16 protein-coding genes and 4 pseudogenes are annotated in these 21,645 nt (G+C 56.8%); 18 read left to right on the top strand and 2 right to left on the bottom strand.

Going from position 1 to position 21,645, the window contains the following annotated elements; translation table 11 throughout:
• The first annotated feature begins 164 nt into the window (after positions 1–164).
• The 17 genes and pseudogenes from FS320_RS12260 to FS320_RS12180 all read left to right on the top strand — a co-directional run bounded on the left by FS320_RS12260 (position 165) and on the right by FS320_RS12180 (position 19,730).
• Positions 165–1,298: an ABC transporter substrate-binding protein gene (locus FS320_RS12260; RefSeq protein ID WP_162003049.1), complete on the top strand. Its 1,134-nt coding sequence runs from the start codon at positions 165–167 to the stop codon at positions 1,296–1,298.
• A gap of 96 nt (positions 1,299–1,394) precedes the next feature.
• Complete coding sequence (locus FS320_RS12255) at positions 1,395–2,270, top strand: branched-chain amino acid ABC transporter permease (protein WP_152711851.1); 876 nt, start codon at positions 1,395–1,397, stop codon at positions 2,268–2,270.
• A complete protein-coding gene (locus FS320_RS12250) occupies positions 2,270–3,286 on the top strand; it encodes a branched-chain amino acid ABC transporter permease (RefSeq protein WP_152711849.1) in 1,017 nt (338 codons plus the stop codon). Before FS320_RS12255 ends, FS320_RS12250 begins: the two co-directional genes overlap by 1 nt.
• Positions 3,286–4,032, top strand: a complete 747-nt coding sequence (locus FS320_RS12245) for an ABC transporter ATP-binding protein (RefSeq protein ID WP_152711847.1) — start codon at positions 3,286–3,288, stop codon at positions 4,030–4,032. Before FS320_RS12250 ends, FS320_RS12245 begins: the two co-directional genes overlap by 1 nt.
• An 8-nt stretch (positions 4,033–4,040) precedes the next feature.
• Positions 4,041–4,772, top strand: a complete 732-nt coding sequence (locus FS320_RS12240) for an ABC transporter ATP-binding protein (RefSeq protein WP_152711845.1) — start codon at positions 4,041–4,043, stop codon at positions 4,770–4,772.
• 480 nt (positions 4,773–5,252) lie between these two features.
• Positions 5,253–6,014, top strand: coding sequence for an SDR family NAD(P)-dependent oxidoreductase (locus FS320_RS12235; RefSeq protein ID WP_162003048.1), 762 nt, complete (start codon positions 5,253–5,255; stop codon positions 6,012–6,014).
• A 108-nt stretch (positions 6,015–6,122) separates the two neighbouring features.
• Positions 6,123–7,109 carry an IS481 family transposase gene (locus tag FS320_RS12230; RefSeq protein WP_152711841.1) on the top strand — a complete coding sequence of 329 codons (987 nt, stop codon included), beginning with the start codon at positions 6,123–6,125 and terminating at the stop codon, positions 7,107–7,109.
• 111 nt (positions 7,110–7,220) lie between these two features.
• Positions 7,221–7,608 (top strand): annotated as a pseudogene (locus FS320_RS50715) (GTP cyclohydrolase II RibA); the annotation flags it as partial.
• Between the two features lie 495 nt (positions 7,609–8,103).
• The gene (locus FS320_RS12220) at positions 8,104–9,081 is read left to right on the top strand and encodes a Bug family tripartite tricarboxylate transporter substrate binding protein (RefSeq protein WP_152711839.1); all 978 of its coding nucleotides are present in this window, start codon (positions 8,104–8,106) and stop codon (positions 9,079–9,081) included.
• A 558-nt stretch (positions 9,082–9,639) separates the two neighbouring features.
• Entirely contained in the window at positions 9,640–10,176 is a 537-nt protein-coding gene (locus FS320_RS12215) for a tripartite tricarboxylate transporter TctB family protein (RefSeq protein WP_244627107.1), read from the top strand.
• A 9-nt stretch (positions 10,177–10,185) separates the two neighbouring features.
• Positions 10,186–11,679, top strand: a complete 1,494-nt coding sequence (locus FS320_RS12210; protein WP_152711837.1) for a tripartite tricarboxylate transporter permease — start codon at positions 10,186–10,188, stop codon at positions 11,677–11,679.
• Between the two features lie 341 nt (positions 11,680–12,020).
• Complete coding sequence (locus tag FS320_RS12205; protein ID WP_152711835.1) at positions 12,021–13,502, top strand: aldehyde dehydrogenase; 1,482 nt, start codon at positions 12,021–12,023, stop codon at positions 13,500–13,502.
• Positions 13,503–13,719: 217 nt separating this feature from the next.
• Positions 13,720–14,463, top strand: coding sequence for an SDR family NAD(P)-dependent oxidoreductase (locus tag FS320_RS12200; protein WP_152711833.1), 744 nt, complete (start codon positions 13,720–13,722; stop codon positions 14,461–14,463).
• A gap of 521 nt (positions 14,464–14,984) precedes the next feature.
• Positions 14,985–15,422: a tripartite tricarboxylate transporter TctB family protein gene (locus tag FS320_RS12195; protein ID WP_152711831.1), complete on the top strand. Its 438-nt coding sequence runs from the start codon at positions 14,985–14,987 to the stop codon at positions 15,420–15,422.
• Entirely contained in the window at positions 15,422–16,930 is a 1,509-nt protein-coding gene (locus tag FS320_RS12190) for a tripartite tricarboxylate transporter permease (protein ID WP_152711882.1), read from the top strand. Before FS320_RS12195 ends, FS320_RS12190 begins: the two co-directional genes overlap by 1 nt.
• 200 nt (positions 16,931–17,130) lie before the next feature.
• Entirely contained in the window at positions 17,131–18,087 is a 957-nt protein-coding gene (locus FS320_RS12185; RefSeq protein ID WP_152711829.1) for a tripartite tricarboxylate transporter substrate-binding protein, read from the top strand.
• 212 nt (positions 18,088–18,299) lie between these two features.
• Positions 18,300–19,730 (top strand): MmgE/PrpD family protein, encoded by a 1,431-nt coding sequence (locus FS320_RS12180; RefSeq protein ID WP_152711827.1) that lies wholly within the window; start codon positions 18,300–18,302, stop codon positions 19,728–19,730.
• Positions 19,731–19,768: 38 nt separating this feature from the next.
• Here FS320_RS12180 and FS320_RS12175 read toward each other — a convergent pair.
• Both FS320_RS12175 and FS320_RS50710 read right to left on the bottom strand, forming a co-directional pair.
• Positions 19,769–20,911, bottom strand: a pseudogene (locus FS320_RS12175) (IS3 family transposase).
• A 59-nt stretch (positions 20,912–20,970) separates the two neighbouring features.
• Positions 20,971–21,141, bottom strand: a pseudogene (locus tag FS320_RS50710) (transposase); the annotation flags it as partial.
• A gap of 2 nt (positions 21,142–21,143) precedes the next feature.
• On the opposite strand from FS320_RS50710, the pseudogene FS320_RS47815 reads away from it, so the two are divergent.
• Positions 21,144–21,440 (top strand): annotated as a pseudogene (locus tag FS320_RS47815) (hypothetical protein); the annotation flags it as partial.
• Positions 21,441–21,645 lie beyond the last annotated feature (205 nt).

Raw genomic sequence — 21,645 nt, 5'->3', positions numbered from 1 at the left:
AGCTGCCTGTAGACAATCCGGTTATATGACACTTTTCTGATTTTGCTCTATGTTCTTCATGCCCGAGAGTTATAGGCGTCAAGCTTGCATCTAGGCCGCGTCCTGTGGGACGCGCCTCAGACCTGATCAAAACAATAACTCGTAAGCATACCCAGGAGGAAACCGTGAGATTGCTTGCAAATACCCTTGTGCTCTCAGCCACCCTACTAGGTCCCGCTCTCGCTCAAGAGACGATAAAAATCATAAACCTTGCAGAGCTCTCCGGTCCCGGCGCTTCAGTAGGGACAAACGTCAGGAACGGCGCCGACCTTGCCGTCGCCGAGATCAATGGCAAAGGGGGCATTCTCGGGAAGAAGATCGAGATCACCCATCTAGACACGCAGAGTAATCCGGGAATTGCGCGCGCCCTTGCACAGAAGGCGCTCGACGAGAATCCATATGCGATCATCGGTCCCGGCAATTCTGGCTCAGTCAAAGTCACGGCACCGCTCATCAGCCAGACCGGCATTGCCCAACTCGCAGGCGGCGAAGCCGCCGAGCTGACGCAACTCGGCCACCGCACGCTGTTCAGAACCAGCTTCGGTCAGCAGTCGTCAGTGCCAAAGGTTGCGAAGTATCTGGCCGAAGACGTCAAGGCAAAGAGTGTTGCGATTGTATGGGTCAGCAACGATTTCGGCAAAGGCGCACGCGATGTGATGTCCAAGGAGTTGCAGTCGCGCGGGATAAACATTGTCGCCGACGTCTCGACAGAGGTGGGCCAAGCAGACTTCGCCGCCGACGTGGTGAAGGTGAAGAACTCAAATCCAGACGCGGTCTTCATCTACCTCTCAGAGGAGGAGGCAGCCCGCTGCCTCAGAGAACTGCGCCGGCAAAACATCTCCGCACCGCTTGTGGGCGAGACTGTGCTTCTCACGCAGACTGTGATCCGGCTGGCGGGCGATGCCGCCAATGGTGTGCGTGGGCATGTCGGGCTCACAGTGGATGCCCCGATTCCCGCCCTTCAGGACTATGGGAAAAAATTCCAGGAGAAGTACAACTACGTCCCGGACCACAATGGGGTCCGAGGCTATCTTGCCGTCTATACGATCAAGGCCGGAACGGAGGAGATGGGCAAGCTAGACCCTAAGGGCCTGCCGGACGCACTGCACGACCTTACTATAAAAGCCTCGACAGAGCCTGGCATTCTTATGGACCTTACGATCGACGAGAAAGGCGACCTCGACCGTATGAGCTTTATGGGCGAGGTCGTCAACGGCAAGCAAGTGATCAAGACCGTCCTTCCCAAGGTGAACCCGTGACCCCGAAGGGGATTCGACTGCACCGAATCCCCTTGTCCCGGCCCTAAGGTCATCAGATCCGCCCCAGCGGGCGCCAAGAATGGATCGGACAAGTCCATGTCGAACGTCATTAATCTGCTGATTGCGGGGCTGGCCACCGGCGCTATCTACGCGCTGATCGCCCTCGGCTTCACGCTGCTCTGGCAGACATCGCAGACAATCAACTTCGCTCAGGGTGAATTCGTCATGCTGCCGGCCTTCTTCGCCCTGGCCGCGCTCAACCTGAACGCGCCGTTGTGGGTCGCCTTGCTGCTTGGGCTCGGGGCATCGCTCCTCGTGCTGGGCGCGTTGTTTAAGTGGATTATCGTTGATCCAATGCTGCGGCACGGCGTGCTGCCGCTTGCCATCTGCACCATGGGGCTGTCGATCTTTCTGAAGGAGAGTGTCAAGGAGGGCTACAGTGCCGAGGCATGGTCGTTCCCATCCTTCCTGCCGAGCGGGGACATCCCGGTGCTAGGTACACAGATCTCGGTGCAGAGCGTCTCCCTCTTCGTGTTCGCGCTCGCGGCTGTCTACCTGCTGCAGGTCTTCCTGAACGGGACTTCCACGGGCCGCCAGATGCAGGCGACGGCGCAGAATTCCTCGGTGGCCCGCCTGCTCGGCATTCCGGTCCAACGTATGATCCTTTACACCTTCCTGATCAACGCCACTCTTGTGGCGCTGGCATCCTTCCTGATCAGCCCGGTTTATCTCGCGAAGTTCTCAGCCGGCGAGACCCTCGGTCTTGCGGCGTTTATCGCTGCTATCGTTGGTGGCTTCAACCAGATTCGCGGAGCCATCGCGGGCGGTCTGCTGCTCGGCATCGTGGATAATTTCGCAGCCGCCTACGTGTCCACGCAGTACCGTGGCGCGGTGCCGCTCTTCCTGCTGATTGCAGTTATCCTGTTCCGGCCCCAAGGCCTGTTTGGCCGCGTCGAGGAGCGCACCGTCTGATGAGCGCTAACACCACCACTCTTCGCGCGGGGCTTCTTGTCCTGTCCCTAGCCCTCCTGATTGCTGTGCCTCTGGGACTCAACCGGTACGGGCTCTACATCATGAGCATGTGGGCGGTAATGAGCATCGCTGCTATGGGCCTAAACCTCACTCTGGGCTACGCCGGCCAGGTGTCGCTGGCGCAGGGCGCCTTCGTAGGCGTCGGGGCCTATGCGGTGGCCATCTTGATGACGCACGGCATGCCGTTCCTTGTGCCGCTTGTCGTCGCTGTCGCGCTCAGCTTCGCCATTGGATGGGTGCTGGGCTATCCGGCACTGCGGGTGCAGCATCACTATCTCGCATTCGTGACGCTAGCCTTCTCGACTCTGGCCTACCTCGTGTTCCGCAACGAGGAATGGCTGACCAAGGGCATCTACGGGATCATGGGTTTCCAGCGGCCAACCGTCTTCGGCCTATCGACCCAGACACCCCTCGCGTTTTATTATTTCTGCCTCGGTATGCTGGTTCTGGCCTCGGCCTTCATGGCTTGGATCGTTCGCTCGCCTTGGGGGCGCGCCTTCGTGGCGTTGCGCGAGAACCCGATCCGGGCGCTGTCACTGGGCGTCGATACGCGCCGCTATACGCTAATAGCCTTCGCCATTGGATCGGCTATGGGGGGCTTCGCGGGGGCGATTTATGCACCGCTCGTCGAGTTCGTTGATCCGACGCCTTTCACGCTGGTGCTGTCGCTCAACCTCCTAATGATGGTTGTCGTGGGCGGGGCCGGCTTCTTCTTTGGCCCATTTCTAGGCGCAGCCATCGCGGTGTTGCTGCCCGAGTGGCTGCGCTTCGCCCATGACTGGTACTTGGTGATCTACGGAGCGTTCATGATGGCCCTGCTCGTTTATTCGCCCACGGGCCTGCTCGGTATCGCGGACAAGTGGATCACGGATCGCAAGACCCGGCGGGCCAGCGCCGCGCGGGCCGCCGCGACCCCGACGCTCAAGGCCTCCATGTTCAGCCCGGAGAAGCGCTGATGGGCACGACCATTCTGGAAGTGCAGGAGCTCAAGAAGTCATTTGGCGGCATCTCGGCCGTGAGCGGCGTAAGCTTCGACGTGCGCGACGGCGAGATCCTCGGCATCATCGGGCCGAACGGCTGCGGCAAGTCCACGCTGTTTAACTGCATCCTGGGCCAGCTGAGGCCGACGGCGGGGCGGGTATTTCTGGACAACCAGGATGTGACTGGCCTGCGCCCATCCGAGCTGAATCGGCGGGGCGTCAGCCGTACCTTCCAGCTGCTGCAGGTTTTTCCACAGCTCTCGGTGCACGAGAACCTGATCCTGGCGGGCCAAGAACACAAGGGCACGATGGTCTCGCGGCTGTTCGGGTCGCGGGACGTGGGGCTCACGGCAGAGGCGAACCGGATGATCGCCTTCTTCCGTCTGCAACATCTCGCTGACGAGAAGGCCAGCGGCCTTAGCTACGGCCAACAGAAGCTGCTCGATGCTGCCATGGCGTTCATGGCAGGCCCCCGCTTGGTGCTGCTCGATGAGCCGGCAGGCGGCGTCAACCTGACCATGCTGAGCCACCTCGAGGAACGGCTGCGCGCCATCAATGCGGAGCAGGGCGCCACCTTCGTGGTGATCGAGCACAACATGGACTTCGTCATGCGCTTGTGCACGCGCGTCGTGGTGCTGGCCGAGGGCCAGAAGATCGCCGAGGGGACGCCAGCCGAAGTGCGAGCCAATCCTACCGTCATCGAAGCCTATCTGGGTCACTAGGAGGCGCCATGACCAAGCCCGTGCTTCACGTGAAGGACATCGTCGCCGGCTACGGCGAGATGACTATCCTGAATGGAACAACCTTCCACGTCCGCCCCGGCACGATCACGACAGTCATTGGCCCCAACGGGGCCGGTAAGTCGACCGTGTTCAAGACCATCTTCGGAATGCTCAAGGCCCGCAGCGGCTCGGTGACGTTCAAGGACACGAACATTACGAATGTGCCGCCCAAGCGGCTGCTGTCGCTGGGGTTGTGCTACGTTCCTCAGGGGCGGAACATCTTTCCCGAGCTGAGCGTGCGCCACAATCTCGAACTCGGCGGCATTGCCGCAGGCCCCGACGTGGATGTGGCAGCGCGTGTCGAGGACCTGATGGATCGCTTCCCCATGCTGCGGAAGAAGGCCGACCGGCAGGCCTCAACCTTGTCGGGGGGCGAACAGAAGCTGCTTGAGATCGCGCGTTCGCTCCTGCTGGACCCGCAACTGATGCTGATCGATGAGCCGTCGATCGGGCTGTCGCCGCTGATGGTGCAGGAGGTGTTCGGCATTCTGAAAGACCTTCGCACCAAGGGAGTTTCCGTGTTGATGATCGAACAGAATGCTCGTTCGGCACTGGAGATCTCAGACGACGGCCTCGTGCTGGAGCTCGGACGCACGCGCATGCAGGGCACCGCGGCCGGGCTCCTCACCGACCCGCGCGTCGGCAGCCTGTTTCTTGGCGGCATTGTGGAACCGGCATGAGCCACGATCGCCTGTCAGATCCACAACGGGACGGCGAACCGGCGCGGTGCGACCTTACGCAAGACGCTATGTCGCGTGCACGCGGAATGCCTCTCGTCAAGAACAATACCGGTGGCGTTCGCCATTATGCGAACGTGAAGACAGTAACTCGGGCCCTGAGCATCTCCTTGTTTCGCCTGAGGTGCGCCCGGCTGAGCGCTGCAACCCGAACTTGGCCGCGTGCCCTAAGCACAGCCTCCAAGGAGAAGTTGATTCACATGATCACGGGTGTATTGGCGAGGCGATGTTGCCTGCGATTATCGTCCGCTTTGATCATATCGAATTGCCCGATGAGCCGGTGCGCTGCGCCATGTCTCACCTGAACAGCCTCAAGACCTAATGATCGGGCTCAGACTCGGATGGGGGCCTGAGATTAATGCCCAACATTTCCTGAAACAGCTTCTTGACGCCTATGTAGCACGACGAAGTATGGAGATTGTAATGCAGCTTAAAGATAAGGTTACCTTGCTCGTTGGTGGTTCGGCCGGAATAGGAGAAGGAGTAGCTCGCCTTTTCGCGAAAGAGGGATCGAGAGTAGTAATAGCTGATATAAACGCCGAACAAGGTGAAAAGGTAGTAGCTGCAATAAGAGAAGCGGGCGGCATCGCTTCCTTCATCACTACTGATGTGACCTCTATGCAAGATCTGGATAGGATGGTTCAATTTACTATAGAAACGTATGGCAAGATCAACGTTTTCTGGCACAACGCAGGCATAGCCAACCAAAGCAACATTGAGCAGCTTACCGAAGAAGATTATGACAGGGTCATGGCGATAAACCTTAAGGCCGCTGTGTTCGGAACGAAATTAGTAGTCCCCCATTTGAAGGGCGCCGGTGGTGGAAGCATAATTTTTACCTCTTCGGTTTCAGGAATGAGACCCTCGCCCCTGGGTTCAATTAGCTACTCGGTCTCCAAAGCAGGCGTTGTAATGCTTGTAAGAAATCTGGCTGTTTACCTCGGGAAATACAACATAAGGGTCAATTCCATTGCCCCGTGGGCCGTGTGGACGGATATGACAGAAGCTTCACTCAAGAAAGGCGATTTCGAAGAGAACAAAAGGAATTTCTTGAGTAGGATCCCTCTGGGACAATTCCTTTCGGTCGATGACATCGCCAACGCAGGGCTTTTCTTAGCGTCGGAAAAGGCGTCTAATGTTACAGGAATATGCTTGCCGGTTGATGGCGGGCTGGCAACGATCTAGCTGTTTGGTGGCGGAACGTTGTTGGGATCAGGTGCGTTGCGCAATTGAGGAGTATACGTGGCGCTTTGACGGCCTGCGACGCCGAGCTTCTCACCGCAGGAGGACGTGATGCACTCCCTTCATCCGCAAGCCCGTACCACCCCCGCTGTCCGCCAGGAGATCGCCCGCTCGCGCGAGCCCACCGGCGTGCTGGCCCAGCGCTTCAGCGTGAGCACCGAGACCATCCGCAAATGGCGCAAGCGCGGAGCACAGGACTGCCAGGACCATAGCAGCCGGCCGCACAAGCTGCCCTGGAAAGCGACCGAGGAAGAGCGAGCGATCGTCTGCGCCCTGCGGCAGGCCACCGGCTTTCCGCTCGACGATCTGACCTTCATCGTCACGCACTTCCTGCCGCATCTCAACCGCGATGCCGTCTACCGCATCCTCAAGGCGGAGGGGCTCGGCCGCCTGCCACCGGCGCAGCACCGCCAGCGCCGGAGCGGCACGTTCAAGGATTACGATCTCGGCTTCATCCACATCGACATCAAGCACTTGCCCAAGCTGCAGACCGCCGATGGCGAGCGCCGCAAGCGCTTCCTGTATGTGGCCATCGACCGCTGCTCCCGCTGGGTGCACCTGGCGGTCAAGGACGACGAGCTGGCCACCAGCGCGGTCGCTTTCCTGAAAGAGGCGGTGCGCGCGTTCCCCTTCAAGATCACGCACGTGCTGACGGATCGGGGATCCTGCTTCACCGCCGACGGCTTTGAAGAGGCCTGCCGCAAGCTGAAAGTGCAGCATCGAAAAACCAAGCCCTACACGCCGCAGACCAATGGTCTCGTGGAGCGCTTCAACGGCCGGGTACAGCGCGAGGTGCTCGGCATTACGATCTATAGCCATCGGGACCTCGAGACGCTGCTCAAGGGCTTCAATCAGGCCTATAACAGGAGACGTCAACGCGTGCTCAAGGGGCGATCCCCGGATGAGGTTGTGCGAAGCCGCCTGGCTGCCGAGCCGAAGCTCGCCAACCGCCGCTACAAGCCGCCCGATTCAGACGCGTTGCCGCCGGCCCTCAGGGTCGTCGCTCGCGCCAAGGAGGTCTCGCATCCAGACAGCTAGGTCGTGTGGACAAAAAGTGCCTAGATCACCTTATATGGGATTCAGTGCTGCTTTCTAAGAAGGGCGGCGTGGACTCCAGATTTGATGAACGATGGGCAACTGGCGTTCGCCATCGGCGGCAAGCCGGATTTCTCGAAGCCCGTGACCGTGCGGCTGCACTCCGCCTTGTCTCACGGGCGATCTCTTGGGCAGCCCGAAAGGCGATTGCGGCGACCAGTTGCGTGAGACGGTGCGCTTCATGGCCTCGGGCGAGGGAGGCATCCTGCTCTATCTCGATCAGGAGGAACGCGGGGGCCTACAGGCTCCAGTCGCAGGGCTACGACACCTACGATGCCGACGAGATGCTGGGCTTCGACGCCGACCAGCGCCGCTTCGATTCCGCCGCCGTGATGCTCAAGGAGCTGGGCGCCGCCAGGGACCCCTCATGACCAACAACCCCGACAAGATCGCGGCTCTGACCAGGGCCGGGCTCGAGGTCATCTCGGACCATCGCTTTATACCTTAACCGGTCGCAACCACCTCGACTATAGGAGTGAACGCTCCTTTCGAAATTTTATTACATAGAGACCGTTCCTAACCCATGGAGGCTTTCATATAAAGCCGTTCCAGGTTGCAGCTAACTCTCTACGTTCCAAGTGGAGCAACGAAGATTCCCGACCCACGTCCCTTTTGAAACCAGTTGCACAGTGTGGGATTTTATGGTTTCTATGATTGAGTTGATGCCGGACTGAGGCCATTTCCGCACAAACAAGCCCGGGCACAGCATATGTTTGTGCGAGGTATGCAGGATCAAATGCAAGTTCTCCCGAGCCGCCGGTCGGGTGCGTGCATACGCACAAGGGAGAAATGTGCAGAAACGAAGGATGTCAGGCGAAAATACCCAGATAGCCAACCCCAACTCTCCTTAGCTCGCTCGATGTCTGGAAAGTCACGGCAGGTGAGTGGGAGCGACGAGATAAAGCTGGGCCACGTGTTACAAACGGGAGGAGCAAAAATGATCTCCAGAAGGAATGTTCTGCTTGGCGCGAGCACTGTAGCGTCTTTGGGACTGTTGCCCAGTATTTCACATAGTCAAAGCAAGTGGCCTGCACGTCCGATTGCTATCAATATCGGCAATGCACCCGGTGGTGACGATGACACCTTAAGCCGGTGGCTGGCCGAGACCATGACCGGAGGACTCGGGCAACCGGTTGTCGTCGAGAATCGTCCCGGTGGTTCAATGACACTTGCGGCAACTGCCGTCGCTTCCTCTCGACCCGACGGCTATACAATATTTTGTCTGGTCACCCCGGTCGTAGTTCAAACCGCCCTGCGCTCCAATCTCCAGTATACGCTCGACAGTTTTGCGCCGATAGTTAAGATTGGCAGTTATCCTCTAGCACTCATTGTGTCTGCAAAGGCAGGAATCACAAGCCTCGACAACTTGATGGCCACCGCTCGCTCGGGACAGGGCGTCACCTTTGCAAGTGGCGGCGTCGGCACAGTTGGGCATATCACCTCCACAATGTTCCTTAAGGCGGTGGGTGGGAAGGGCGTTCACGTTTCCTACAAGAATAATCCTGAAGGAATTCAGGCGTTGATCGGCGGCTTCACCCAGATGATTTGTGCCTCGGCGCGAGAAGCCGCTATCCTCAAAGATGATCCAAATCTACGCGTACTCGCAGTAACTTCCCCTGTTCGCGCCTCGAACCTTCCCGATGTGCCAACAATGGCCGAACTCGGCTTTCCCAACATCAATTCGCGTGTTTGGTACAGCTTCGTTGCGCCGGCAGGCGTCAAACCAGAGATCGTCAACAAACTCGCAGATGCAATCATAGCTGGTGTGAAATCGACGAAATTTCAGGAACGTTTTACGCCTCTCTCGTTCCAAACTGAAATCCTTACCGGAGATGATCTTAAGCAGTTCCTCCATAGTGAGGCCGACCGCTATCGGACCATCGTCGCTGAAAACAACATTCGACTCGAAAACTAAACCGCCACGAGACAGTAAGCTGGTCCCGAGAGAGATGGGTAACCGCAAGTCGGGCCGCAGATTGATGCGGTTCGATTTGCCAAGAGTGCCGCCAGTCCTCTGCGCACTCCAATCACCAGAGGAATACAATCGTGCAGCAATGTGGGCTTTTTATCGAAAGGATCACTGTTAACCTGCACGAGAGAAGTTGGATCGGTGGACTCAATCCACTCCAGAGGGCCGCGCTGGCTCATATAGTTTGCTCCTCTCCAGGATGTGTTAGGCACAGAATGCCTCCGACAAGGCACGATAAGGACGTGAGTCCTAGTGCTGACGTGAATGCCGCGGGACGAGGCAATCTGTTGCAAATGACTGGGGACTACATCTCACTCAGCGCGGAGTGGCTATCTGGCTGTGGATCAGCCCACGAGGGGCGGCTCATGCCCACAGCCCACGAAGGAGCGCATCCTGGGCAAAGACCTTGGTTTCGCTGTGCGGGACCTGCTCGTCAGATGGACGTTGCCACGGTTCCAGTTGGAACGCCTAGTACCTTCGTTCTCGCTCGCTGCGATTCAATTGATGAACAACGCCCGCCTCATTAAGAGCTCAGACAATGGTGGCATGACAATGCAATTTAAGCATCATACACGACGTTCATCCAGCAGAACAAATGCGAGAGACCTTGCGGCAGGGATCTTTCTGACTGCGACCGCAATTGTAGGGCTTTTTCTGAATCGCGAATACACGCTTGGTTCCGCCGCCCAGATGGGCCCGGGCTACATGCCAATGCTTGTATTTTCGCTCTTAGGCTTCTTAGGAATTATCATCATCATCGGGGCGCTAAGGAACGCACCAGATCCTCTCGGACGGTGGGCCTGGCGCGAACTCGTCCTTATTCTTGGAGCCATGGCTTCATTCGGTGTCTTGCTTGAAGAAGTGGGATTAGCGCTCTCGGTCGCTACAGTCGTAGTCGTCAGTAGCTTGGCAGACCGTTCACAAACCATCAAGGGAATAGTCGTGCTCACGGTGTCATTGGTCGCGATTTGTTGGCTCATCTTTATCTATGGCCTTGGTCTGAACGTTTCATTCTTGCCACCAGCGCTCATGGAAGGGTGAGAGGCAAACATGCTCGATAACATCACGTACGGCCTCTCCGTCGCTCTATCATTTCACAATCTTGCTTTCGCATTCATTGGTTGCACCGTCGGAACAGCCATCGGAGTCCTACCGGGTGTTGGGCCACTTGCGACAATTGCGTTGCTTCTCCCGCTGACCTTCTCGCTAGATCCAACTACAGCGCTTATTATGCTGGCCGGCATCTACTATGGTGCACAATACGGAGGCTCGACCTCGGCAATTTTGCTCAACTTGCCTGGAGAGGTGACGGCGGTTGTTACAACGCTTGAAGGTCACAAAATGGCCCTGCAAGGTCGTGCAGGGGCCGCTCTCGCGACAGCTGCGTTGGGTTCCTTCTTTGCAGGTACCGTTGCAACCGTAGTGGTTGCAGCTTCGGGCCCTGCTCTTACCTCTGTCGCCCTTACCTTTGGACCTGCCGAATACTTCTCTCTAATTTTACTCGGACTTTTGGTCGCTACTGTTCTCGTTCCAGGAAATATTTTCAAATCCCTGGCAATGTTGACATTGGGCGTCGCGCTAGGTCTCGTGGGCACAGATATTCAAAGTGGGCAAACACGCTTTAGTCTCGGGTTCTTCGGACTGTTGGAAGGGGTCGACTTTGTTGCTGTTGCCATGGGTATATTTGGCCTGGCCGAGATCGTAAGAAACTTGGAGAACCCGGAAATCCGCAGTGGAAGCATAGCAAAAGTCGGAAGCCTGATGTTGACGAAGGAGGAGTTTAGGAGAGCGACGCCATCTGTTCTGCGCGGCACGGTTGTTGGGTCGCTTCTCGGAATCCTGCCAGGAGGAGGATTGGCGTTGTCAACGTTCGCATCATACATGATTGAGCAGCGCGTTTCGAAGTTCCGGCGAGAGTTCGGCACCGGCGCCATCGAAGGCGTTGCAGGACCGGAGAGTGCGAATAACGCAGCTTCGCAAACGTCCTTTATTCCAATGCTTACGCTGGGTATTCCCGCCAATGCGGTGATGGCTCTGATGATCGGCGGCTTGATGATACACGGCATTCAACCTGGGCCGAACGTTATGCAGGCGCAGCCGCAGCTTTTTTGGGGATTGATCGCAAGCATGTGGGTTGGCAACTTGATGTTGCTAATCATCAACCTACCACTCATAGGAATATGGGCATCACTGCTTCGTGTGCCGTATCGGTTTCTCTATCCGTCGATTATTGTTTTTTGCGCAATCGGCGTCTATTCAATCAATTACTCAGTTTTCAATGTCTTCCTAGCCGCTTTCTTCGGGTTCGTTGGATATCTCCTGTATAAAGTGAAGTGCGAACCGGCGCCTTTACTAATAGGATTCGTTCTTGGCCCAATGCTCGAAGAGTACCTCAAACGGACCATGGTAATTTCCCGTGGCGACCCGATGGTATTTTTGGAGCGTCCTGTCAGCGCGGTTCTGCTGGGCATCGCGTTGATTTTTTTGATCGTGATGTTGCTGCCGGTGCTGCGTCGCAACAAGGACGCTGCTTTGCAGGAGTAGTCGTTGGAACGACTGGGACTTGCCGGAACACATTAGTCTGCGTCGTCGTACACATATCCAAACTGGCGGCTGTAGCCCTCCATCGCGAGTTCGTCTTAATTCAGGGAGAACGCCGTTCAGACACAGGTCAAGTGACCTACGTGAAGTCTATCGAGCTGAGCCGGTGGCTTTCTGTGGAATTTCATTCTTTCACAAATCGCAGCATTTTGATCTACAAGAAATCCCACCAAGTGAGAAAACTCTTGACTATACCCGTCAATTCGCGTGAACCTTAGGCCATTACTCAATACGCCGCCCCACGTCACCGATCGTGGCACGCCATAAACTGTTGTGGAGAAACCATGCAAACATACTCACATTGGATCGCCGGAGAATTCAGGGCTCCGGAGAGTGGCGAATGGATCGACACGATCGACCCCTATCGCGGTGAGGTCTGGGCACGGATCCCAGCGGGAAATGTGGCGGATGCCAACTTGGCGGTGGCAGCAGCCAAGCGCGCCATGACAACCGGCCCCTGGTCGAAGCTTACCGCGTCGGAACGTGGCCGGATTATCGGGAAGATCGGCGACCTGCTCTTGACGCATGTCGACCGACTAGCAGAACTCGAAGTCCGCGATAATGGAAAGCTGATGGCCGAAATGCGCGGTCAGCTAAAATTTGCCTCTGACTATTGGCGCTATTATGCAGGTTTAGCGGACAAAATCGAAGGCTCGGTGATGCCGATAGAGAAGCCCGACATGCTCGGCTTCACGCTGCGCGAGCCTGTCGGTGTTGTTCTGGCAATCACGGCCTGGAACTCGCCACTCAACTTCTTTGCCCTCAAATGTGCACCTGCCTTGGCAGCCGGTTGCGCCGTGGTGCTCAAGCCATCCGAATTCTCCTCTGTCAGTTCGCTCGAGTTTGCCGCGCTGACGAAGGAGGCTGGGCTTCCCGACGGAGTCATCAATGTCATTTCGGGGTACGGCGGCGATGTCGGGCCGGCGCTTGTCGAACATCCTGACGTCGCGCAGATCACCTTCACCGGCTCGGACGTGACGGGCACCCGTATTTATGAGGCAGCTGCCCGGCACATGAAGCGTGTGGCGATGGAGCTTGGCGGCAAATCGCCAAACATCGTATTTGAGGACGCAGATCTGGATGCGGCAATCGGGGGTGCGATCTCGGGCATCTTCGGCGCTGCCGGGCAGATGTGCACAGCCGGGTCGCGGCTTCTGGTGCAGAACTCGATCAAGCAGGAGTTCACTCAACGCCTCTTAGAAGCGACACGATCGATCAAGATGGGCGATCCTATGGACGCGGCGACGCAGATGGGCCCGCTTTCCACTACGCCGCAGTACAACAAAGTTTTGGAGTATATCGACGTTGCCCGGGCCGAGGGCGCACGCCTAATCCATGGCGGCAAGCCTGCTGAGGGACCGGGCATCCAAGGGGGACATTTCATCGAGCCCACGATCTTTACCGATGTCTCTAACAACATGAGGATCGCTCAGGAAGAGGTGTTCGGCCCGATCCTGTCTCTCATCGGGTTCGAAGACGAAGCCGAGGCGATCGCACTTGGCAACCAAATCGCCTATGGGCTAGCAGCGGGGGTTTGGACGCGGGATATCGGCCGCATGGTGCGCGTGTCAAAGGCACTTCACGCCGGCACCGTCTGGGGAAACACCTACCGGACCTACAGCTACATGATGCCAGTAGGAGGCATGAAACGCTCTGGCATCGGACGTGAATATGGAATCGAGGCTATCAATGAGTTCCTTGAGACCAAGAGCATCATGATTTCCACTGCGGCCACTCCGCCTAGAAATAATTTCGTACCGCGCTGAGCTGCCAGACGCGGAACCCACGTTGCTAACATGTGCTTCAGTGATCCGTCGGATTTGCTGACGGGTCTCCAATCCGGCGGCTCTGCAGCTTTCCCAACGACGCAATAGGACTTGGCGAAAACTTAGGAAATGCCTCGTCACCGGCTACGGAACTCGGCGCAAGCCTATCGGAGCAACCCTGTCCAACACTTTATATCAAAAGCAAGGGCTATCAATCATGTCGAACACAGCCGAGAAATCTACTGCCCGTCGGCTCGCCGACCGGCGCATTCTTATCACTGGGGCTGCTTCGGGAATTGGACGGGCGACGGCGGAACTTTTCATGGAAGAGGGCGCAAGGGTCATCCTGCTCGACCGCAACAGCGATGGTGCCAAAGCCACACTCGGCAATGGCGATGGTGTCGCCATCGGAGTGGACATCACCGACGAAACAGCTGTCGCGCAAGCTGTGGAACATGCTGCGAGTGCTCTTGGTGGCATTGACGGCGTGATCAACGCCGCAGGAATCATGCCGACCGGCCCCACGATGGATATCACCTCTGAGACCTGGCGTCAGGTGATTGACGTCAACCTTTCGGGCACCTTCTTTGTGGCCCAAGCCTGCCTCCCCTGGCTCAAGCGTAAAAAGGACTCGACTATCGTCAACATCTCCTCCGGGGCAGGTCTCTTGCCCAACGCGCCCGGCCTCGTTGCCTATGCGGCGTCTAAGGGTGGTGTGATTGCGCTAACCAAGGCGCTTGCCTCCGATCTTGCCCCCGATATCCGCGTGAACTGCGTCTGCCCCGGCATGGTCGATACGCCAATGGCCGATCGATTTCGTGCGAACGTCGGTAATTACGCGCTGAAACGGTTGGCCGACCCTACAGAGATTGCCCGCGCGATGCTTTTCCTCAGCTGCCCAGAGTCATCCTACGTTACCGGCGCGACCTTGGCGGTCGATGGCGGGCGCACCTTCCACTGATAACAAGAAAGGAATGACATCTGGGTTTCGCCCTAGTGGGATATATGTTGCCCCATGACATACCGGCAGAGATCAATCGCGTCGTGCCGGACATAAATCCTTCAGTGTGCGGAACTCACAAAACCAATATAGGAATTTGCTATACTGGTACTTTCGCATCCACGGAAAGCGCGAATGCTCAGGCTAAGCGTCAGGGCATTCAGTAAATCGAACGCCAAAAGGAAGGATTCGAGCGATCCATGTACCAACGTCAAGAAGCGTCCATTCGCTGGTGCGCCCAGTTCTGAAACTCTCGCAGCGATAACTGCAGTCTGTCCAGCTCATCGATGGAAGTGATAACGCCACCCTATACATACTGGTTTTGCGTGTTGCCGCGGGCCCAAGAATTCGGATTTCTTCCCGCTCAGTCTTTCACCAGAGGAAGCGTTACAGGCGGACGGGCCTGCAACGGTGGACGATAGTCGAGCTAAGGAGATGCTCACGTGCGAAGGATACGGACTGCTAAAATCAAAGACGCCAATATGGCGTTGATCGGAGCCTTCTTGATTCTGACCGCGCTAGCCGGCTTGTATTTGGCATGGCCGCTCGCCACAAGCACTGATGTAGGCATAGGGCCGGGCTACGTGCCCCGGATGCTCGCGTTCATCCAAGTTGGCCTAGGAGCTTTGCTGGTTCGAAATGGATGCACGTTTCCGGGTGAGCCGCTTGAAACTTGGTATGTAAGACCCCCTCTCTTCATTTTATCCGCGGTTACATTCTTTGCCTTCTCCATAGAACGCTTTGGCTTGGTAATCTCGCTGATTGGGCTTGTAGTGATCTCATGCAAAGCTAGCCGTGACACCACTGCTTACGAAATCCTTTCACTGATCGTGGGCGCTGTTCTGGTCTCGGTAGTTGTGTTCGTGAAGGCTCTCGGCCTTTCGATTGGGCTATGGCCGGTTCAAATGTTGGGGCTGTGATGGATATTTTAGCGAACTTAGCAGGTTTGATGCACGGATTGAGCATAGCGTTTGAGCCAGCCAACCTCATGTACTGCCTGATTGGCTGTTTGCTCGGAACGCTAATTGGGGTCCTTCCCGGGCTGGGGCCTTTGAACGCAGTTGCCATGCTCCTGCCGATCAGCTTCTATATGACGCCTGATGCAGCCTTGATCATGCTGGCGAGCATCTACTACGGCGCCCAGTACGGCGGATCAACCGCATCGATTCTCGTCAATATGCCAGGCGAGACCTCTTCAATCGTTACATGTTTGGACGGCCATCAGATGGCGCGTCAAGGCAGGGCCGGACCTGCGCTCGCTGTGGCTGCTCTCGGCTCTGCCTTTGCGGGGATTGTCTCTACATTGTTCGTCGCGCTATTCGCGCCACCACTCGCAAACCTTGCGCTCTTGTTCGGTCCCGCCGAGTATGTATCCCTGATGGTTTTGGGCTTGATTGTCGCGGTTGTACTAACCCATGGGTCGGTTCTAGTTGCCCTCGGAATGCTAGCACTGGGCCTCTTGCTCGGATCCGTTGGGACCGACGTCGTATCTGGCGCCTACCGCATGACACTAGGTATTCCTCAGCTAGCCGATGGCATTGGTATTGTCCCGCTGGCGATGGGACTCTTCGGTATGGGCGAAATTATCAAAAATTTGGAATCCAAGGAACGCCAAATCGCTGTTGAGGAGCGGATTGGCCGCTTATGGCCATCTCGGGAAGATTTTAGGAGTAGTTGGCGTGCTGTGCTCCGGGGCACTGGGCTTGGGTCGCTCTTGGGACTCTTGCCTGGCGGCGGAGCGATGCTGGCGTCCTTTGCGGCTTATGCACTAGAGAAGAAGCTCTCACTGAATCCCTCGCGTTTCGGTCGGGGCGCAGTGGAGGGTGTTGCGGCCCCTGAATCTGCCAACAACGCTGGGGCGCAGACCTCGTTTATTCCGCTTCTAACTCTCGGCATCCCGTCAAATGCCGTCATCGCCTTGCTATCTGGCGCCATGATGATCCAAGGTATTACGCCAGGCCCGAATATTATCCAAGAGCAGCCAAATCTATTTTGGGGTCTGATCGCATCGATGATAGTCGGCAACGCTATGCTGCTGATAATAAATCTGCCTCTTGTTGGAATCTGGGTACAACTTTTAAAGGTTCCATATCACCTGTTTTACCCAATGATGCTAGTTTTTATGTGTATTGGGGTTTACACGATTAATACAAGCGGATTTGATGTTTTCCTCTTGGTTGTATTTGGATTGATCGGATACGCCTTCATCAAGTGGCGATGTGAGCCAGCGCCATTGATCCTGGCATTCGTACTTGAGCCAATCATTGAGCAAAACTTCAAGCGTGCATTGCAGGTGTCATACGGGGATCCAGCGATCTTCATCTCGAGGCCCATTAGTCTTGCGCTTTTGCTGATTGGAGCAGTGTTTTTGGTGATGCTGCTTCTACCTGCGATTCGGAGAACACGCGACGCTTCGTTGCAGGAATGACTTATGACGTACCTCAATGGGCGCAGAGCTGAGGTCCTAATCCTGTGTTGAAGTACGAGAGTGTCCGGCCCATTCAGACGGACCAAAGCAACATCGCCAACGTTGGGAATGCGGCTTTAGAAGGATGGTGCCGGAAAGGTCGGGCCTGAAGCGACTTTATGGCTGAAAGGTACAAAACGTTGGTGCAATAGGAGGAAACAGTGCTCAAATCACTAGTCGTCATTTCCGCGATGCTTGCCTCTGTGCCGGCAGCATTTGCTCAAGGCTTTCCTAGCGAGAAGCCAATCAAGATCGTTGTGCCGTTCAACCCAGGAGGGCTGACGGACTTGCTCGGTCGCATCACTGCAGATTTTCTGCAGAAGCGCTTGGGCCAAGCCGTTGTCGTCGAGAACAGGCCGGGTGCGTCCGGTGCTGTTGCAGCGGACTACGTCGCAAAGGCGCCGCCGGATGGTTATACATTGATGCTCACTGCCGCGGATCTCGCTGTTCTACCCGCGGTCAGAAACAATCTTCCTTACAGCCTCGAAGACTTCACTTATCTTACGAGATTCTGGACGGCCGGTACGATGATTGTTGTGGGTCCGAATTCTCCCGTCTCTTCGATGAAAGATCTGGCCGACGAGATGAAGAAGAATCCGGGTCGCGTTCGGTATGCGACCACAGGTGTGGCTTCTCTAAACCATCTTGGTACAGCTAAACTCCTGAGTGCAATCGGCGTGAGGGCTGTACATATCCCGTATACTGGCCAGGGTCCGATTCAAACCGATCTTCTGGGCGGGGTGGTTGACTTTTATACGGGCGCCTCGGTTCCGTTCCCAAACAATCTCAAGGTTCTCGCTCCTGCCGGTACGACGCGCAACCCTGCATTCCCAAATTTGCCAACCCTCAAAGAACTCGGCTATGAAAACGCAACTTACGACGCATGGTTCGGGGTGATCGCACCGGCTCACCTCCCGGAGCCGATCGCTGCCAAGCTCAATGACGAATTGCGCGCCGTCTTCACGGATCCGCAAGCGATTGCCAAGTTTCGAGATGCTGCAAAGCAGGAGCCAGACAAAGATCTCTTGGTTGGAGAGGCGTTCCACAAACACGTGATTGAACAAACCAGCTTGTGGAAATCTGTTGCGGAGAAAGAGAATATCACTGTCCAGCAATAGCCGCCGACTTCTGTCTCCGTGATCCCATACAAACTAAATCCTGAGCTCGTTGAACCGGGCTCAGGACTTACTTGGTGGGACTTTGCAGCAGTCGGCGCGAAACGTTGAGCGATATCCGCCGACGTCCCTTCTGAAAACTGATAGATACTGAGAGAGCGGCTCGACGTTCGTTCTGCCCTTGGCCTGAAATTATTTAATAATTGGAGTAACCGATGCAAACCAATGCAACTCAGGCCCTAGCCAGGTTTATCTCGAAGACAGGATACGACGATCTTCCCCGGGAAGTGGTTCATGAGACCAAGCGCATTCTTCTTGATGTGCTAGGCTGCGCTCTGGGATCTATCACTCTCGACAAGGGAAGAATCGCTATTCGATTCGCTCGTGAATTGGGTGGGCGGCCAGAGGCTACAATCTTTGGGACGAAGGAAAGAGTTTCTTCAGCTCTTGCCGCCTTTGCAAATGGGGAGCTGATGCATGCAACCGACCATTGCCCATTGCTGCCTCCGGCCCACATAACGCCATTTGTAACCTCAGCCCCATTGGCACTTTCTGAGGCGAAGCGAGTGTCTGGAAAGACATTGATCACCGCAGTCGCGTTGGCGCATGAAGTCGCTTCGCGCGTAGGCCTATCGCTTGATCCAATGCGTGTCACAACCGGCGGTCCTATCGCACAAGCCTGGGGCTTGGGATTTGACCAGTTCGGCGCAACAGCGGGCGCAGCAAAGATCCTAGATCTGGCGGAGACTCCCGCGCTTAATGCGCTTGGACTTGCGGGCTACATCGCCCCTGTGCCGTCCCACAACAAGTTCTTATCGTCGCCCCGAGGCGGCGGCATGGCAAAGTATGGGTCTGCCGGCTGGACTGCACAGGGCGGCGTAACTGCTGCCCTTTTGGCCGACCTCGGATATCAGGGCGATAGGACCATTCTCGATGGCGAGTTTGGTTTTTGGGCGATGACGGGCTCAAAGCAATTTGACAGCCAAGCCATCGTTGCGGGTCTTAACGAAAACTGGAAGATCCTCAGGGTGATGTATAAGCGCTGGCCTTGCGCGGGGAATCTTCAAGCGCCCTTGGGTGCGCTTACGAAGTTGGTCGCTGAGCATGATTTGAAGCCGGGAGAGATTGAACGGATACTAATCAAAAATGAGGGGCAGGGCCTTTTGCCAAGGTTCCAGTACCCGAACATTGATCACCACGTCGATACACAGACTAATTTGGCATACAACATTGCGCTTGTCGCACATCGTGTGGCGGTATCTTCGGACTGGCAAAGCGAGCGCTATATCAATGACTCCAACATCCGGACGCTGATGGGGAAAGTGGTCATTGAAGGGTATGAAAAGGCCAATGAAATGCGTCATCAGGAGCTGGTGGTTGAAGGGCGCTCTTACATAGAGCGGCGGCCATGTTTTGTGGAAGTGTCCGCACGGGGAGCTAAATTTACTGAAGAGGTCGAGTATGCTTACTGGTTGTCTATGGACAATCCGCAATATCGGGCAACCGACGAGGACTTGATAAGGAAATTTCGTGCAAACGCGGGTCTGACTTTACCGACTCATCAAGTAGATCGGGCTGTAGAGAAGATCATGGGTATCGAGGAGCTTACGGAGGTAGAGGCTCTCTTCGAAGAGCTCAGAGCCTAATTGGATTTGGTTCGCTTGGATGGAGAGCGGTTTTGTAGCTATCCGACCAGCCTTTCGAACTGAACCGGGTTGAGGTAGTCGAGCGTCGAGTGGCGCTGGACGGGGTTATAGAAGCCGTCGATGTACCGGCCGAGAGCCTGCTTGGCCTCGGCTCGGGTCTGGAAGACGGTGCGCCAGACAAGTTCAGATTTCAGGGTCTTGAAGAAGGTCTCGACGACTGCGGTATCATAACGGTTTCCTTTCCCGGCTATCGAGATCTGGATGCCGTGTTTCGTCAGCTCCGCCTGATACTCGATCGAACACTATTGACTGCTGCGATCCGTGTGATGGGTCAGCCCCTCCCCAGGTCTGCGGATCGCCACAGCCTTGCGCAACGCCTCGAGCGCCTGTTGCTTGTGCAGCCGGTCACTTATCGCCCAGCCGACCACCGCTGGGCGAAGAGATCGAGGTTCACAGCCATATACAGCCAGCCCTCTTTCGTCCACAGGTAGGAGATATCGGCGGCCCACTTCTGGTTCGGGCGATCGGCGGCGACGTCCTGCTCGGGCCGGTTAGGCGCGATCGGGAAGACATGATGGCTCTCGGTGGTGCGCTTGAACCGCCGCTTCTGCCGAGCTTTCAGGCCGTTCTCGCGCATCAACCGCGCCGTCCGGCGGCGACCCACCGTCACGCCCTCATCCTGCAACTCACAAGTTATACGCGGGGTGCCATAGGTCTCATGCGAGCGGGCGAAGGCCGAGCGGATGTGGGCCAGCAGCACCAAGTCCTCCCGTTGGCGCGGGCGGGCCGGACGCGATCGCCAGGCGAAAGAGCCGCTCTGGCTCACTTCGAGAAACTGGCACAAGCGTGTGACGGGGAAGCTCTCTTTCGCCACATCGATGAACTGAAACTTCATCGACTTCCCTCCTTGGCGAAAAAACCGTGGCCTTCTTCAGGATTTCCCGCTCCTGGCGCAGGATCTCGTTCTCGCGCCGCAGCCGCTTGAGCTCGGCGGCCATGTCCTCCTGGCGCTCTGTGGGCGGATCATCAATCTCGTGCTCGCGAGAGCGATCAAACCAGTGGCGCAGGGTCGACAGGCCAATGCCGAAATCCGCGGCAATGGCCCGTCGGCTGCGGCCGCTGGTCAGCGCAAGCCATACCGCCTCATCCTGAAACTCTGTCGTAAAGCGTGTCTGGGGCATGGAGATCCTCCTGAGCTATAAGAGTGCTCTCCATTTTTCCGATACTGTTGGCGAACTCGTCACGCTGGGATGGGAGCCATCATGAGCCGGGTAAATGCGGATTGCCAGGTTTGTGAGAGCCGCGTGCCCGCGAACCAGGCACCAAGCCGAATGAGGTTCATGGCGGCGGCCGTCAGCAAGTGCTGGAGATGCGTCTTGGTGAGACCGATGGAGCGGGCGCGCCGCAGGTGTTCCGCGCTTTCATCTGCACGTCACGGCGACCTCGGCTTCGTGGCTCAACCTGGTCGAGCGGTTCTTTGCCCTGATCACCCAGGAGCGCATCCGGCGCGGTGCCTTCTCGAGCGTGCCCGATCTGGAAAGCGCGATCATGGACTACCTGGAGCACCACAATGCGGATCCCAAACCCTTTGTCTGGACCGCCCCGGCCTCAGCTATCCTGCAAAAGGTCGCCCGTGCGAAACAAGTGTCAGAGTCACAACACCAGCGGCCTATCCGTTTAATCCGATCCAACATAGCTCTCCGACGCTAGCCGTTCTTATGCATGGGAAGGTTGATGAAGGCTGGCGAGTGTAGCTTAAGCACTTGAAGCAGCGTAGGATTTGGTTGTTGAGACTAATCCCTGCCACCAATTGCCCTGTGCCACACTCGCCATGCCGGACGATACACCTGCCACCTTCCCGTTTCCAGCCGTTGGCCGCAAGAAGATCACCGCTGCTTTCGACGGTGGGCGCCTG

Origin of the sequence: Microvirga tunisiensis (assembly GCF_009296175.1) — a bacterium.
Taxonomy (GTDB): Bacteria; Pseudomonadota; Alphaproteobacteria; order Rhizobiales; family Beijerinckiaceae; genus Microvirga; species Microvirga tunisiensis.
The sequence above is the reverse complement of the archived record's forward strand: the minus strand, read 5'-3'. Positions and strand labels throughout refer to the sequence as shown.